We start from the raw sequence: 16,096 nt of genomic DNA on the forward strand, positions 1-16,096 counted from the left end.
ACCATCAGTATAGCACTAATGGCTTTTTTGATAAGTGGCCGTTAGTCTGTCTAACTTCTCTGCCAGTTCATTGAGCACTTTGGTTTCATTAGCAATTTCCAATACTTTTTCAGCGTTGCTATTCGCACTTTCTCGAATCTCAATCATGTGTTCACTGATCTCATCTATAGACAGCGTTTGTTCATTAACAGAGAGTGCTACCTGGGCACTGCTGGCGCCAATTTGGTCGAAAAGACTACGGTTCTTCAGGGAAATGTCCTGTGCAATCGCTATCGATTCTGAGGAGGCTTTTGATTGTTCGACAATTTGAGAAATCTCTTTTGTCGCACTAGACGAAGATTGTTTCAATACATCCATGATGCGTTGAATTTCCTGTGTCGAGTCGGCAGTGCGTTTCGCTAGGGTTCGTACCTCGTCAGCCACAACCGCGAAACCACGACCTTGCTCTCCTGCACGTGCGGCTTCTATCGCGGCATTGAGTGCTAACAGATTAGTTTGATCTGAAATTGCTTGAATAGTAGACAGCGCACCCGCAATGGTATCTGTATTGGTGGTAAGAGACTTAATCACATCAGCCACTTCGTCGATCTTAATGGCCAGTTGTGACATTTCACTTTGTGAGCTTTCAATGACCTCCCTAATTTGAGTGCCATTTTTTGCAATTTGTTGACTGACTGAGTTTGCTTCTTCCGCGTTACTTGACGCTAATGTTGAACTTGAGCGGACATCTTGTAATGACTCTGCAATTTTTACTGTTCTATCGGCTTCTGATTGCACATTTTGCATTGTGATAACAGAATCTTTCTCGAGTACGCTAGCGACATCTCGCAAATGCTGGCTATTTTGAGCAATATCCGTAAAAACATTCTCAAGCTTTTCAACAAATCGATTATAGCCTCTGGCGACGTCTTGTACTTCCTGTTGACCCTCAGCTCTCATCCGAAACGATAAATTTGCTTTGCCATCGCCCAGCTTTTGAAACATAGAGGCTAAGTGAGTGATCGGCTTACTGACCGTTGCGGACATATAGTAAGCAATAGCGGCGCCAATAATGGTTATCACGATTGACCAAATAACGATTGTCCATTTGGTTTTATTGACAGTAGAAAACACCTCATGGCTAGGCACTTCAGCGATAACATACCATTGCATGCTTGGTATATAACCCGACGAAAGTAAAACATCAACGCCATCACGTTCGCTTAAGGTCGTCTCAAATGCTTTACCATTTAATAATTCTGTATTGAATGACTGTCCATATAAGTCGGTAAGAGACGCTTTATTTGTCAGGGCTTTATTACTCGGAATAGCTATCTTACCTGTTTTGTCTACCAAGAAAACGAAGCCTGTTTGCTCTATTTTGAAGTTGCGTAACAAATTCACCACGTCATTAAATGACTTAGATGTGCCAGACAAACCGTTGCCGTTAATTTGCTGATGATTCACGAACAAGTCAGTTGAGCCTGTATTAGGATCGGAATAGACACTGACCGAATTTGCTTCTTTGCTGTCAACATAAGCAAAAAACCAACCGTCGGCTGCGTCGTTTTGTAATGTTCTTAGAAAGCCATCTTGATTCCAGTATTTTGCGGTATTTTTATCGGCAAATGAGGCGCTTGATAATCCGAAATTAAGTGTCGTACTTTTTAATTTGTCGACCAATAGTTTTTCGTCTTCGCCGCTAAAACCTGATGTAGACCAATTAAGGATAAATGGGTCATTCGCTATTTGCGTCGCGATGGTAAGCATTTGGGTAATTTCAGCGTCAATTTCTCCTGATATGCTACTGATCAGGGTAGGCAGTTCTTTGGTGAGAACGCGTTCAGAAAGATCACGTTTGGTGGTGACGACACTCAAGGTGCCCACAAACAATGCGGTAATGGCTACAAGCGAGCAGATAAGGAAAATGATTTTCTGACGGATGGATACATCGAGCATGTGTGTATAAACCTTATTTAAAGAAATTGAGTGTCAATAAGTTGATGAATCTAACGAACTTATTGCTTTTCTATTTGTTTATCGACCAAATCCACTTTGCCCGCATGATTTTTTTGCGAAATCGGAGAGTAGAACAGCGCAAAAACGAAAGCAAGTGTAGAGTGATGTTAATCATGACCAATGTATGCACGGTCATAGCAAGCTTCTGGGTTCTCAATAGCATTGGTTTGAGTACCGAACTGTGTCAAAATAACTGCATAATAAAACCAAAGAGACAGTCAAACATTGTGAAGAAAAACAAACATATTATAAAAACCAGTTTTGCTACTTTGATACTTAGCCTAGGTCTATTATCAATGACAGCATGCAGCCCCAACAATAAAGTCATTAATGAAACTGACACCGCAGTCCCAGCTAAAGCTGACGACACTGGCTCTATTGAGGTTGGTAAGGATTATCATAGCTTTGCAAATCCAGAAGAAATTACAGTCACTCACCTAGACTTAGATTTACGCGCTGATTTTGAACTGAAACAGCTCTCGGGCACCGTTGCTCTCGATATTCAACGCGCACAGCCGGGTGCCAATACACTTGTGCTCGACACTCGTGACTTAGATATTAAAAAAGTCACAGTGGCCGGTGAAGCGGTTCCTTTTGAACTAAAAACAGCTGACGAAAATTTGGGTTCGGCTCTCTATATCGAGTTACCAAATAATGCTGAGCGATTACTGATTGAATATCAAACGTCGCCATCAGCATCGGGTGCACAGTGGCTAACACCTGCGCAAACCGCTGGGAAAAAGCATCCATTTTTATTCACTCAAGCCCAAGCTATTCATGCGCGTAGCTTTATACCTTTGCAAGATTCACCAAAAGTACGTGTCACTTATACGGCAACAATTCGCACGCCAAAAGAGCTACTTGCAGTGATGAGTGCGTCAAATGACCCAGACACAGAGCGCGATGGTGTATACGAGTTCAACATGCCACAGGCTATTCCGTCTTACTTAATAGCCTTGGCAATCGGTGACTTAGAGTTTCAAGCGATGGGTCCCCGTACGGGTGTATACGCTGAACCCTCAATGCTTCAAGCGGCAGCAAAAGAGTTCGAAGACACAGAGAGTATGTTGATAGCAACGGAAAACAAATATGGGCCTTATGGTTGGGATCGCTACGACCTATTAATTTTACCTCCGTCATTTCCTTTTGGCGGTATGGAAAACCCTCGCTTATCATTCATTACGCCTACTGTCATTGCTGGCGATAAAAGCTTGGTTGCATTAATTGCACATGAATTGGCGCACAGCTGGTCTGGAAACACGGTGACTAATGCGACTTGGCGTGACCTATGGCTGAACGAAGGTTTTACAACGTATCTGACGTATCGAATCATGGAAATGATATATGGTGAGGCACGTTATAATATGGAAGCGGTCTTGGGCTACCAAGACTTACAAAACGATATCGCATCATTAACTTCGAAAGATCAAATTCTAGCGATTGATCTTCGCGGACGTGATGCCGATGACGTTTTCTCGAATATTCCTTATGAAAAAGGTGCATTGTTTTTACGAGAAATTGAGCAAAAAATTGGTCGCGATAACTTTGACACATTTTTATTGCAGTACTTTGAAGACTTTGCGTTCAAAAGTATCACCACAGACGAATTTATTGCTTATCTAAAAACGACATTGCTAGCGCAGTACCCAGATAAGTTATCAGCGGAACGTATTGATCTTTGGATATTTGAGCCAGGTATTCCTGAGGGGGCGCCGGTGCCAGAATCTGATGCGTTCGTTAACGTAGATAGTGCAAGAGATGCTTGGCTTGGCGGGAATATGAGCGCTAATGAAATTGATACAAACGCTTGGACTGTTCATCAGTGGCTTTATTTCTTAAATAATATGCCAGAACAATTGAATGATAAGCAATTGCTTGCCTTGGATACGGCGTTTGACTTAACAAATAGTAAAAATAATGAAATTGCACATAGTTGGTTGATGATAGCTGTGCAAAATGAATACAAGCCTGCCTACGATAGGTTGTTTGATTACCTCACCAGTATTGGACGGAATAAACTAGTGAAGCCATTATATCGCGAGCTAAGTAAGACAAAAGAAGGCAAAGCATTTGCTAAGAAAGCGTTTGATAAGGCGAAAGCGGGATACCACCCATTGACCGTATCGGCAAATGAGGGTTTTGTTAACTAGCTTAGCTGACTTTCTGTTGATCTTTGCTCACAAAAATAATTCATGGTGTAGGGCAAAATTATTCATTGTACAAGTATGAATCGATGCTTTTATTATGCAAATTCCTACAAATGGGTAATTAACATGAGCAAAGATTACAGGTTTCAGAAAGAAGAGTTAGACGACATTGAGCAGCAAGATTGGTTAGTTGGGAAATATCGTCATGACGCTATGAGTCAAAAAGCATCTCAGAGCAAGGCAGAAATCGCGCGTAAGAAGCGTGAGAGTAAACGCATGAGCTATGAGCGAGCTAATCTTACGGCGGAGTTTAATGACAAGCATTAGAGCCAACCAGCCCAAGTTAAAGTGCCTGATTAATCATAATAATGTGTGATTAAAGATTGATTACACCTAAGGTTTTACGCTATAAACCAGTTATCATTTGATAGCTGGTTTTTTTGTGGATATTCGTTTTCTTACTACATTCCTAGAAGTTGCCAATACCAGACATTTTGGGCGTGCCGCTGAAAACCTTTATCTGACTCAGTCTGCAGTTAGTGCGCGTATCAAACTACTTGAAGAGTACTTCAATACAGCATTGTTCATTCGTAATAGAAATAGCATCCAAATTACTCAAGCAGGACAAAGCCTTATCCCTTATGCTGAAATGATGTCTGCTACGTTAGCTGATGCTCGTAAAGCGCTAGCAGAAGAAGAGTGCATCCACATTAATTGTGCAAGCACTCCTCATGCGCAAACCTTATTTTTTGATACGGCGCTAGAGCATCTCAATCAACAGTTCCCTTCGATGACAATCCGTCATGAAGTGTCTTCAGTTGAAAACATTACGCGCCAATTGCATGAACATAGCATTGACTTTGGCTTGACGACCTCATTACTGAAATCAGATGACATCGAATGCCACTCGCTACTAGACGTTTCTTTAGCACTTTATGAATCAGAAGCTGGCTTATTGGCACAGAGTAATATAGACATCGGCGCCAAACTTGTTCATCTTGATTGGTCAGCAAGCACAACAGACTTGCTTGTTAAAACCTTGCCAGAAATGAAAAAAGCGAAAATTAAAACAAATGCAATTGAACTTGTTTTGAATACCTTGTTTAGCAAATCTGCAGCGGCCGTTTTGCCGAAGCCAAAAAACCCAAGTCTTTCTCCCCTTATTGCTACGCAAATTGCTAAATTTTATCAATGCTCGGTCACTCAGTTTGGTGATGAGACTGATTTAAGTGTCCCTGTCTATTTTTGCCAATTGAAAGCCAATAAACATGTTGGTGTAGTCGATGTGTTAACCACTTTACGAGCCTTATATCACTGAGCCTGCCTGAAATATGGGTGGCAAATAGGAGGGGCTTTGTCGATGTTTGAAAAAAAACGGTTCACTTTTCAGCGAACCGTTCTCAATTTATAAAGCCTTAGTAGATAAAAAGTGAATTACAAACCCAGTACTTTTTTACCTTGTTTGAAGGTAATATCTACTGGGATTTCGGCATCGGATAACTTCTGTAAATCTGCAGCCAAGTCAGGCTTAATTAAGCCCATTTCATTCACTAACTTATCTACGCCAGGGTAATCTCCATCGCCTTGTAAGACTAATATTTTATTAGACAACGCATCGATAGCTTGGCCCATCTTCTCGATATCAACTAAGTATTGTCCAGCTTCGTTTCTATTGAACGCGCCTTCTTGTTTGAAGAAGTTAAATCGCACCATGTTGGCTTTACCATGCGCACTAGAGGCTCCAAAGCGGATGGAGCGAAAAATACCGGCCATGAAAGTGACATAGTAATCTTCCAAAACCCCTTCGCTTATCACTCCTTTTTCTAACAACTGACGGACCATATAAAGGCCGAGGATATCTGCTTTGCCTTCTTCAAGCGCTGAGCCATGCTCTTTCAACGCTGCACGAACAGTACCGTCGCCATTCACTAGATTTTTGATCCCTAGACCATGTGCTACCTCATGAAACATAGTATTCCCAAAGAAAGCATCAAAGGTAATGTGTTTACGTTGCTCAGGTACAATCAGCTCTTCTGCAATGGGAAGCATAATATGGTCGAATTTGGCACGCATCGCGTTTTTAAGCTGAAGCCGGCGAGTACCTTTTTGAAGTTGAACCTCTTCATCATTGGGTAAGTTAATTGCGATAGTTTTACTACCTGCATTAGAATGCCCCGCGTAATAAATAACGTCGTAGGCATTTAAGTCTGCATCGGTACCTGGCATTTGCGCTTTGTATATTGCATCTACCGGCAAGCCTTTCTGAAGTTCTGGCAAATAGGCAGCATATTTGGCGAGTTTTTCACTCCAAGATAAATCTTTTAGTAACACGTAAGATTCAAAAGCAGCACGATAACCAAAAAGTTGGTCTTCATACACTTCGATAGGACCAATAACAACGTCGATTGGGTTCGTTTTCATATCTATCCATGCGAAATCAGATGCTTGGTATTGGTCACTGGTAAAAGCGGCAGCCCGCATTTTTAAATAGTTAGCAAATTCTTTATTTTCAGCAAGCTCAGCCGCCTGAAGCAAAAGATCTGCCGCTTCACTCAGTTCTTCAGCGTAGACTTCAGAATAAGGTGTGGCAATTAGCTTACCATTTTCATCACGGCTGACTATTGAATATAGGCCGTCTTTGTCACTGAAGCTTGCGGCTTCAAATTCATCCTTGCTCATGTCAGCGGGATAAAATTGAGCACCCAGTGCCTTTTCTTTAACACCGGATAAAAAAGGCTTGTCACCATTCAAACGGTCCCATGGACCGTAATTAATATCAGCGAAAGTCTGAACTTTTGCATCCTTAATAGTGGCTAAAAAATCACTTTTGTCTTGTCCATATGCTTGTTTCCAAAACAGGTCATCCATAATTTTTGATGCATCAATCAGCAAGCTCAACATTTCTTTTTGCTGAGGTGAATAAGTGGAAAGATCAGCACTTAATTCTACGGGGAAATAGATATCCAACCGCGACTGGTCAACGAGTAAATGATGATTGCTAGATTCTTTTGTTGGCGTTGGTGTCTCCAACGCTGTCGTGGGGCTGCTAGAGTCGCTGCATGCAGAAATGACCAGCACGGCAATGGCGCTCAAGGCGATAGTTTTTATTGTTTTCATTGTACGTCCTTTATATTTTTGGAATGTAATGTGTCTTTATTCGGTAATCATTTCAGTGGTATTGGCTGGGAGTGTTATATTTTTGGGTAGATCCGGAAACATTTCCCAAAGTACCTTTGGGTCATTCTTCAAGCCAGAACCATCGAGGTAGGTAAACTGATTATTTTGATCTTTCACCGCGATTAAAAAACCAACGCTTTTTATTTTTTGCTCTTGAATCTGCATGATCTGTATTCTTGGAATAATAGCTAACAAATCTTTACCTACTGTATAGTATGGTTTAGGGCTTAACAGTTCCGACTTAATAAGCTTTAGATCCATTTGTCTGATTTCTGTCAGTGCAGCGTCAAGAAAGGTCGTAAAGTTCTCTTTGCCGCCCAAATAAGGAAAGAGAGCAGGGTGGGTTTTTTGAATGAAAATATCGGCGTTACCTTCGAACATAGCATTCACCATAATATTGCTATCTTCTTGAATGAGTGTGAATTCATCTTCACTCATTTGAACTCGTTGGTCCGTGTTTTGACTGTAAGCGACTTGGTGAAAAAATAGGCTTAAAAATATAAAAAGAAGGACCTTCCAGTTAAATTGTTTTGCCTTAATAAAGGGCAGATTTATTATTTGTGTATGAGCAGGAGCGCTGGTATTCATAGCAAATCAGTGTAGGTAATTAAAATTATACGGCCTAAGGCTAACACTTTTTTTGAAAATATAGCATGACTAAAATCAAAATAAATTCACTGGCTCTTCGCGTGAATATTGCGATAATAGCCATTCTATCTAAACGAGGTAAGGTTTAATGTCGAAGGAAGTATTTACGCAAGCCAAAGATTTATCGCAAGTCTATCTTGTAGGTGGTGCTGTGCGTGACAAACTCCTTTGCATTGACAGTACAGACAACGATTATGTCGTTGTGGGGGAGACCGTTGAAAACATGCTAGCCCTCGGTTATCTCCCCGTTGGTGCTGATTTTCCAGTATTTCTACACCCAAAGACGAGAGAAGAATATGCCTTGGCAAGAACGGAGCGAAAAGTCGGTGTCGGTTACGCTGGCTTTGTGACCGAAGCAGATACCAGCGTTACCTTAGAGCAAGATTTAGCGCGCAGAGATTTAACTATTAATTCCATCGCAATGGACAGTTCAGGTCAATTGATTGATCCCTATAATGGTCAACAAGATCTGAAACAGAAAATACTACGTCATACTACTGACGCCTTTGCTGAAGATCCTGTCAGAGTACTTCGGGTCGCTCGATTTTTAGCTCGCTTTGGACCAGAGTGGACAATACACCCCAGTACAGTCGACTTGATGAAAAGCATGCATCGAGCTGGTGAGTTACAACATCTTGTTGCGGAACGAGTGTGGAAGGAAATGGAAAAGGCGTTAATGGAGCCACATCCTAGTTTGTTCTTTAAAACCTTGATTGATTTTGATTTATTTCCTGAATTACAGGCGATGCAAAGTGTGCCGCAACCTAAGCAACATCACCCGGAGGGCGACGTTTTTATTCACACAATGTTGGTGGTGCAGCGCGCAGCCGACCTGAAGTTTGACTTAATGACCCGATTTGCTGCATTAACGCATGATTTTGGTAAGCCTATTGCTTATGAGCAACAAGGAAACTTGCATGGACATGAAGCCTTGGGCATGTCGGTCATTGACGCTTTTTGTGAACGTCTACGCGTGCCTAATAAGCTTAAGGCGATAGGTACTTTGATGTCTGAGAATCATACCAAGTGCCACAAAATCAAAGAGTTAAAGCCTGCGACGATACATCGATTTATGGTCGAAAAAATGAATGCACTGAAACAACCTGAACGTTTTCTTCAATTTGTTAATGCCTGCATCTGTGATAGTCAGGGTAGAGGACCCACTCTGGTCAATAGGCCTTATCCACAAGCGCAGTTAGCACTTGGTTATTTAGCTGCACTGCAAGCAATGGACAATAAACAAATAATAAAAGAGGCAATATCACTTGGAAAAACGGGTGTCGAGCTAGGTGAATACCTACGAAATGCCCAGATAGATTGCCTCCGGAATACATACTTAGCTTAGCGTTCGTATACCTAAAACGCTGCCCTTTACGACTTGTTTAAAGAAAATTTAGATTACAATCAAGCGTCTATTGTTTTTATTTACTTGAATCGAACGGGTTTCATGCCTTTGAAAAGTGAGCGCAGCTATTAAACCATCAGAACTTCGTCAGAAAAGAATTATCGAGCGAGACTCTGTGTCTGCCTTATACGCAGATAGTGTGGGGGGCTTGTTGGTTACGATCGCTTGCGCGTTAGCGCTGATATTCGGATTTCCCGATTCAGGCTTGCAAGAATTCAAATATACTTGGGGTGCGTTATTCTTTTGCCTCATGTCTTTCCGCTTAATCGATACCGTTTACTGGCATAGAAAGCTTCGATATACCGACTATAAGCCTTCGGGTCCACAGAAGCGATTTGTTATCTCCGTCCTTATTACATCGATTATGTGGATGACCTATGCGTTAACGCTTATTCAGTCGGCTGATTGGCTTGAGCTATCAACACTCATCATCATCTTATCATCTCTCGCTGGTGGTGGAGCAACAGTGCTGTCAGGCAACCTGAAATTGTCAGTTATCTATTCACTTCTGATGACGGCGCCGCTTTCATTGATGATGGTGTTAAGTGACGATAAAAACCAGAATATTCTTGGTGTCTTGGGCTTGTTTTTCGCTGTCGTGCTCGTACTTGCTAGTATTAGAGCAGCGCAATTTACCCGTAATGCCATAATGTTGAAGAACCGAAATGCTGATTTGGTTGATTCAATGGAAGAGAAAAATAAAGAGATCTCTGAAGCAAATTCAGCACTTGAAAGTAAGGTGCAAGACAGAACAAGAGAGATTTATGAACTATCAAATATAGACCCACTAACTGGCTTATTTAACCGCAATGCGTTTTCTACCAGTCTTTCGAAAATTCTTGTAAATTGTGAAACGCAAGGACGTCCATTTGCATTGCTGTTTATCGATCTCGATGGCTTTAAAGCCATTAACGATACCCAGGGACATGGCGTAGGCGACAGGGTATTAGTCGCAATTGCTCAACGACTCACCCTATTTTCAACAGGTCCAGAGTATATCTGTCGCTGGGGGGGAGACGAGTTTATTATCGTTATCGAAGATGTAGATAGTGACGATGCTATTGATTTTGGCCGAGACCTTATTAAATCTTTGTCACAGCGTATTCAAGTAGACTTAAGCAGACTAACCGTTGGTGCGACGATTGGCGTGGCAATGTACCCAGAACATGGTAACGACGAATCTGAACTCATTTCACTTGCTGATACCGCTATGTATGTGCAAAAAGAAAAGGCTAAGTCAGATGTCTGTGTGTTCTCTGCAGATATGCGAAAATCCCAGTTGCGCGAACAGGAACTGAAAGAGGGTTTGGCGCTGGCGTTACAAAATCGTGAATTTCATCTTGTATATCAGCCAGTCATTGATAATCAAACCAACGAAGTATCATTTTGTGAAGTGCTGATTCGTTGGGAGCTCGATGGCGTTTTAATCCCTCCCCAAGAATTTATCCCAATTGCAGAGCAGTATGGCTTTATTCACGAAATTGGTGAATGGGTGTTAATGAAAGCCTGTGTTGAGTCTAGTAATTGGATTTTTGACGATAAAGTTGATATTTCCGTGAATGTATCGGTGCCACAATTATTACGCAATGACTTTGTTGATATTGTTAAAGCAGCTTTAGTTAATTCTGGCTTCCCGGCAACTAGCTTGCACTTGGAGATAACGGAATCGGTTTTTGCGAACAATGCGGACGTAATGTTTGCTAGGATTGCTGAGTTACAAAGTTTAGGTATCAAGGTGTCCGTGGATGATTTCGGTACTGGGTTTTCCTCTCTATCCCAGCTACAAAAAATGTCCGCAGATATTGTTAAAATCGATCGTTCTTTTATCGCGTCCATGGATGAGGGAGGACAAGCAATTATTCAGGCGACTCAGTACATGGCAAAGCAGCTTGGATATTCAGTGGTTGCAGAAGGTGTTGAAACAAAAGAGCAAGCAGATGAATTATCTGATATCGGTGTAAACTGCTCTCAAGGCTATTATTTTAGCTACCCTATGACTATTGATGAACTATCGCAGTGGTATGAAGATTTTAAGCAAGGCAAGCTGAATGATCCTTTATAAACTGGGCTTCGAATATTGGATTGGATCTTAACTACAAAGATCTTTATCCTTATCAAACTAGAATAATAAATAAACACTAGCAGCCCGAAGTCTGAGCACTTTGGCGCTCATTAACACAGAGAAGTCTATGTTCCTAAATCACAAGCTTAAAACACTGCATTCCTTTCTATTTACATGCGGTGCTGTGGCTCTTAGTCTTAGCGCAAATGCAGCGCAGAATAACGCAACATCGTATCAACAACTGGGTTACTTTCAGGCGCCAAGCATACATGTAGGTGAAGGGCAGTCAGGAACATCAACAAGCATGGTCTTTGCCGCAGAGGGCGATTTATGGCGTCTGTCTGCAGGGGCATTTGCAGGTCAAAATACGGCATTAAGAATAACGACACATTCAGCGGAGGAGCGCTTTCCGCATGTTTCACCGGATGGTAAAAGTATCGCGTTCTCTGCCAATTACGATGGTGCAACCGAAGTTTACATTATCGGTATGACCGGCGGTCAAGCAAAGCGCATTACCTTTGAAAGTACTCGGGCTTATGTTCAGGGCTGGACGAGTGAAGGTAAGGTCTTGTATAGCACTTCTAGCACAGTGATGGGGCCCGCGAATAGTTGGGTTTTAAAAATCGTTGACCCTTCCACTTTACAGCAATCGACCATTCCGGTCGCTGATGCAATCGAAGGTGTCATCGATGCAGACGGTAGCTACGTGTATTTTGTTCAGCATGGTCTGCAGTCTTCTGGTGATAATGCCAACCAATATAAAGGTGGAGCGCGCGGTGAGCTTTGGCGTTTTGCCTTGGGTGAAAGTAAAGAAGCCGTAAAGTTAACTGAAGAGCATAGTGGGTCGGTAAGAAACCCGATGCTATTTAAAGAACACCTTTATTTCGTCAGTAATGCCAGTGGGATAGACAATATTTGGCGTATGCAATTAGACGGCACAAACCTAGAACAAGTGACGCGATATACAGATTGGGGAGTACGACAGGCAGACATGCATCAAGGTAGGATTGCCTATCAATTGGGTGCCGATATTTTAGTACTAGACTTGCTTAATAACAGTAGTGAAAAACTCAATATCCAGCTAACATCTGACTTTCCAAATTTACGCGATAAATGGCTAGAACGCCCTTTGGAAAATCTGAATAGCGTGACGCTAGCGCCCAAAAAAGACAAGGTCGCCATAACAGCTAGAGGTCGCATTGCAGTTGCAACAACCAATGTATCTCGCTTAATTGAGCTTAATACAGACCCAAGCTCACGTAGCCGCGACGCAATCTTGAGCAAAGATGGTAAAACCGTATACGCGTTTAATGATACTAGCGGCCAGAATGAAATCTGGGCGTTTTCGGTCGACGGCAAAACGCCGGCAAAGCAATTAACTGACGATGCTAAAGTAGGACGCCGCAATATGTGGTTGTCGCCCGACGGCACAAAAATCGCCCATGACACCAAGAGAGGTCTGCTATATCTGCTTGATTTAAGTGATGGTAGCAATAAAGTGGTTTTATCCAATCTAGCTTCTGGTATCAATGATTTCACTTGGTCGAGAGACAGTCAGCATTTTGTTGCCGCTTATCAAGAGTCAGGCACAGAAAGATCCAGTATTTTCTTACACTCACTCGCTGAAGCAAGAACCGAAAGGCTCACATCGACGAAATATGAGTCATATAGTCCGGCATTCGGTGCGAAAGGAGATTGGTTATATTTTATCTCGGATCGCAACTTTAATGCTGACCCAAGCGGCCCATGGGGTGATAGAAACATGGGGCCAGGTTTTGATCGACGCGGCGAAATTTACGCCATCGCGCTAAATGAGAAAGCGGTATTTCCTTTCGCGGAGCCAACCGAAGAGCTCTTTGGCGAGTCAGATGACAGTGCAGCAGAAGACAAAGACACCGAAAGTGCTGGTACTGAAACTAATGAAGCTGAAACTGATGAGTCTGGCTTACAAATCGATTGGACTGGTTTAGCCGGTCGTCTATGGAAAGTACCCGTCAGTGCCGGCAACTTTAGTCAATTGTCTGTTAATAGTCGTCACTTGTATGTGATTGACGAGATAAGCGAACCTGGCGCCCGTCAGAGTTTAAAATCCTTGAGTCTTGAATTTGATGCTAGGCCAAGAACATTCACGTCTTCAGTTCGTTCGTATGCTTTGTCCGCTGATGGGCAGTCTATGTTGATAGTGAAGGGACGAGGAGCGTCGACGAACATGTATATTGTGCCTGCGAATTCGTCTTTCCCGAACAACCCTAGTGATAACCGAGTCCAAACTTCTTCTTGGAAGTTAAAAATTTCTCCGCAGGATGAATGGAGACAGATGTTTAAAGATGCGTGGTTGATGCATAGAGATTCTTTATTCGATGCAAATATGCGAGGGATAGATTGGCTTGCTACAAAGCAGAAATACGAACCTTTATTGGCGAGACTAAGCGATCGTCGCGAATTGAACGATATATTCAAGCAGATGATGGGAGAGCTTAACGCGCTTCATTCTCAAGTGAGGGGCGGTGATTTTAATGATAACGATGAAGTACCCAATGCCTCGGTATTAGGAGCCGCCTATGAAGATACTGCAGCAGGTGTAGTGATTAGTCACCTGTATCAACATGATCCTGAACTCCCGGGTGATGCTGCGCCATTGAGTCGTCCCGGTGTAGACGCTCGAGTGGGTGATGTCATTAAAGAAGTCAATAATCGACCTGTCAATAACATAGCAGAGTTAGTTGTTGCCTTAACACATCAAGCGAATAAACAGGTCTTATTAACCCTAGAGCGTGATGGAGAGCTGCTTAATACAATCGTAAAACCAGATGCGAGTCGGTCTGAATCACGCTATCGCTATCGAAACTGGGTATTCTCAAACGCGCAGAAAGTAACAGAAGCGGAAAACGACATTGGTTACTTACATCTTTACTCAATGACCAGAAGCGATTTAAGTTCATTCGCAAAAGAGTTCTACGCTCAATACCAAAAGCAAGGCTTAATCATAGACGTGCGTCGCAACAGAGGCGGCAACATTGATTCTATCATTATCGAAAAGTTGTTAAGAAGAAGCTGGTCGTTCTGGCAAGATACAAATGGCGAACGTTCTACGAATATGCAGCAAGCATTTAGAGGACACCTAGTCGTCCTTGCTGACGAGTTTACTTACTCTGATGGTGAAACCTTCACCGCAGGTATCAAAGCACTCGACTTAGGCACTGTGATCGGTAAACAAACTGCAGGTGCCGGTGTTTGGTTAAGCGGCGGTAATAATGTCGTTGATGGCGGAATAGCCCGAGCAGCTGAGTTTCCAGTCTATTCAATGGACGGACGTTGGATTACAGAAGGGCGAGGTATATCACCTGATATTGAGGTGAACAACTTGCCCCATGCAACGTTCAATGGCGAGGATGCACAGTTGGCTGCGGCAATTGCTTATTTAAAAAGTAAAATTGCTGAACAGCCTGTGATGCCAATAGAAGCAAAGCCCTTACCGCCAGTTAATGAAACTGCAGACGACATCGAATAGTCGCGTGCTAGTCAAATGGCTAAAGAGAAGTGTCATTATTGCACTTCTCTGTCTGTTTCTGCTCCTCATCGCTTTATGGCTGATATCGCCTGTCAGGCCTGTGGCATGGATACCCTCAAGTAACTCCGGTTTGATTGAGGATTTCTATCCTAATGATCATTTGTATTCTCATTCGCCGAACTCAAGCACGATAAAGCACAGACAAAAAGAGTTTCTACAGGGCGTTGGTCTTGGGCCAGAAGACATTGTGATTAGTGATGATGGTTATTTGTTCACTGCGTATGCAGACGGTCGAATTATCAAAACGCTCGTTGCCCCGATAATTGATTCGTTCGATAACGATAATGTTACTCGCCTTGACGTCATGGAGTTCGCCAATACAGGTGGTCGCCCCTTGGGCTTGAAACTGGATATACAAAACAACCTGATAGTTGCCGACGCGGAACGGGGTGTTTTATCCATTGATCAGCAGGGCAAAGTGACGGTACTCGTAGATGAAGTAAATGGTAAAGCGCTAAAATTTGTTGACCATCTTGCTATCGGGAATGATGGCGTTATTTGGTTTAGTGATGCTTCTACACGCTTTGATTATCATGGCTTTATGTATGACTTTATCGAAGCTAGTTCCACTGGGCGACTGCTGAGTTACGACCCTAAAAGTAAGTTAACTCAGGTCCATATCGATGGTCTATTCTTTGCTAATGGGGTAGCAATGAGCGAAGACAATAGCTTTGTCTTGATCAACGAAACGGGTCGTTCACGAGTTCATCGATTGTGGTTAAAGGGCGAAAAAGCCGGAGACTCAGAGTTATTTATTCAAAACTTACCGGCGATGCCCGACAATATTTCTGCAAACAATGGCTTGTTTTGGTTACCGCTTATAGCGCTGCGTGACCCGAAGGTTGAAGCACTCGCACAGTACCCATTGTTACGAAGAATAATAGGCGGTTTGCCCAAATGGCTCTTGCAAGCTAGTTCGTCATATGGCTTTGTTGCTGCGTTTAATGAGCAGGGACAGCTGGTGCATAATATGCAGTCTGATAAGGGATATCAGGCAATAACGTCTGTTGTCGAGTACCAAGGGTTTTTGTTCCTTGGCTCACTAGAAAACGACTCGATTGCGGTCATTCCTGCACCGCAATAGTTTT

Annotated in this window: 10 protein-coding genes; 7 read left to right on the forward strand and 3 right to left on the reverse strand. The window is 42.6% G+C overall.

Features of this window, described 5'->3' with window-relative positions:
- Positions 1–15 precede the first annotated feature (15 nt).
- A complete protein-coding gene (locus RM544_RS01400; RefSeq protein WP_311359993.1) occupies positions 16–1,938 on the reverse strand; it encodes a methyl-accepting chemotaxis protein in 1,923 nt (640 codons plus the stop codon).
- 356 nt (positions 1,939–2,294) lie between these two features.
- Here RM544_RS01400 and RM544_RS01405 point away from each other — a divergent pair, with 356 nt between their 5' ends.
- The 3 genes from RM544_RS01405 (at position 2,295) to RM544_RS01415 (ending at position 5,463) form a co-directional block, all read left to right on the forward strand.
- Positions 2,295–4,148: a M1 family metallopeptidase gene (locus RM544_RS01405; RefSeq protein WP_311359994.1), complete on the forward strand. Its 1,854-nt coding sequence runs from the start codon at positions 2,295–2,297 to the stop codon at positions 4,146–4,148.
- 123 nt (positions 4,149–4,271) lie between these two features.
- Positions 4,272–4,472: a hypothetical protein gene (locus RM544_RS01410; protein ID WP_311359995.1), complete on the forward strand. Its 201-nt coding sequence runs from the start codon at positions 4,272–4,274 to the stop codon at positions 4,470–4,472.
- A 115-nt stretch (positions 4,473–4,587) separates the two neighbouring features.
- Positions 4,588–5,463, forward strand: coding sequence for a LysR family transcriptional regulator (locus RM544_RS01415; RefSeq protein WP_311359996.1), 876 nt, complete (start codon positions 4,588–4,590; stop codon positions 5,461–5,463).
- 116 nt (positions 5,464–5,579) lie between these two features.
- Here RM544_RS01415 and RM544_RS01420 read toward each other — a convergent pair whose 3' ends face one another.
- Positions 5,580–7,262 carry a dipeptidyl-peptidase 3 family protein gene (locus tag RM544_RS01420; RefSeq protein ID WP_311359997.1) on the reverse strand — a complete coding sequence of 561 codons (1,683 nt, stop codon included), beginning with the start codon at positions 7,260–7,262 and terminating at the stop codon, positions 5,580–5,582.
- Between the two features lie 36 nt (positions 7,263–7,298).
- On the reverse strand, positions 7,299–7,760 hold the full coding sequence (locus tag RM544_RS01425; RefSeq protein ID WP_311359998.1) for a hypothetical protein: 462 nt from the start codon (positions 7,758–7,760) through the stop codon (positions 7,299–7,301).
- Between the two features lie 298 nt (positions 7,761–8,058).
- Here RM544_RS01425 and RM544_RS01430 point away from each other — a divergent pair, with 298 nt between their 5' ends.
- From RM544_RS01430 to RM544_RS01445, 4 genes are all read left to right on the forward strand, one after another.
- Positions 8,059–9,315: a multifunctional CCA addition/repair protein gene (locus RM544_RS01430; RefSeq protein WP_311359999.1), complete on the forward strand. Its 1,257-nt coding sequence runs from the start codon at positions 8,059–8,061 to the stop codon at positions 9,313–9,315.
- A gap of 115 nt (positions 9,316–9,430) precedes the next feature.
- Positions 9,431–11,437: a putative bifunctional diguanylate cyclase/phosphodiesterase gene (locus RM544_RS01435; protein ID WP_311360000.1), complete on the forward strand. Its 2,007-nt coding sequence runs from the start codon at positions 9,431–9,433 to the stop codon at positions 11,435–11,437.
- A 127-nt stretch (positions 11,438–11,564) separates the two neighbouring features.
- A complete protein-coding gene (locus RM544_RS01440) occupies positions 11,565–14,948 on the forward strand; it encodes a S41 family peptidase (protein ID WP_311360001.1) in 3,384 nt (1,127 codons plus the stop codon).
- On the forward strand, positions 14,923–16,092 hold the full coding sequence (locus tag RM544_RS01445; protein ID WP_311360002.1) for an SMP-30/gluconolactonase/LRE family protein: 1,170 nt from the start codon (positions 14,923–14,925) through the stop codon (positions 16,090–16,092). Before RM544_RS01440 ends, RM544_RS01445 begins: the two co-directional genes overlap by 26 nt.
- Positions 16,093–16,096: the final 4 nt, after the last annotated feature.

The sequence above is a fragment of the Brumicola blandensis genome (assembly GCF_031846165.1).
Taxonomy (GTDB): Bacteria; Pseudomonadota; Gammaproteobacteria; order Enterobacterales; family Alteromonadaceae; genus Glaciecola; species Glaciecola blandensis.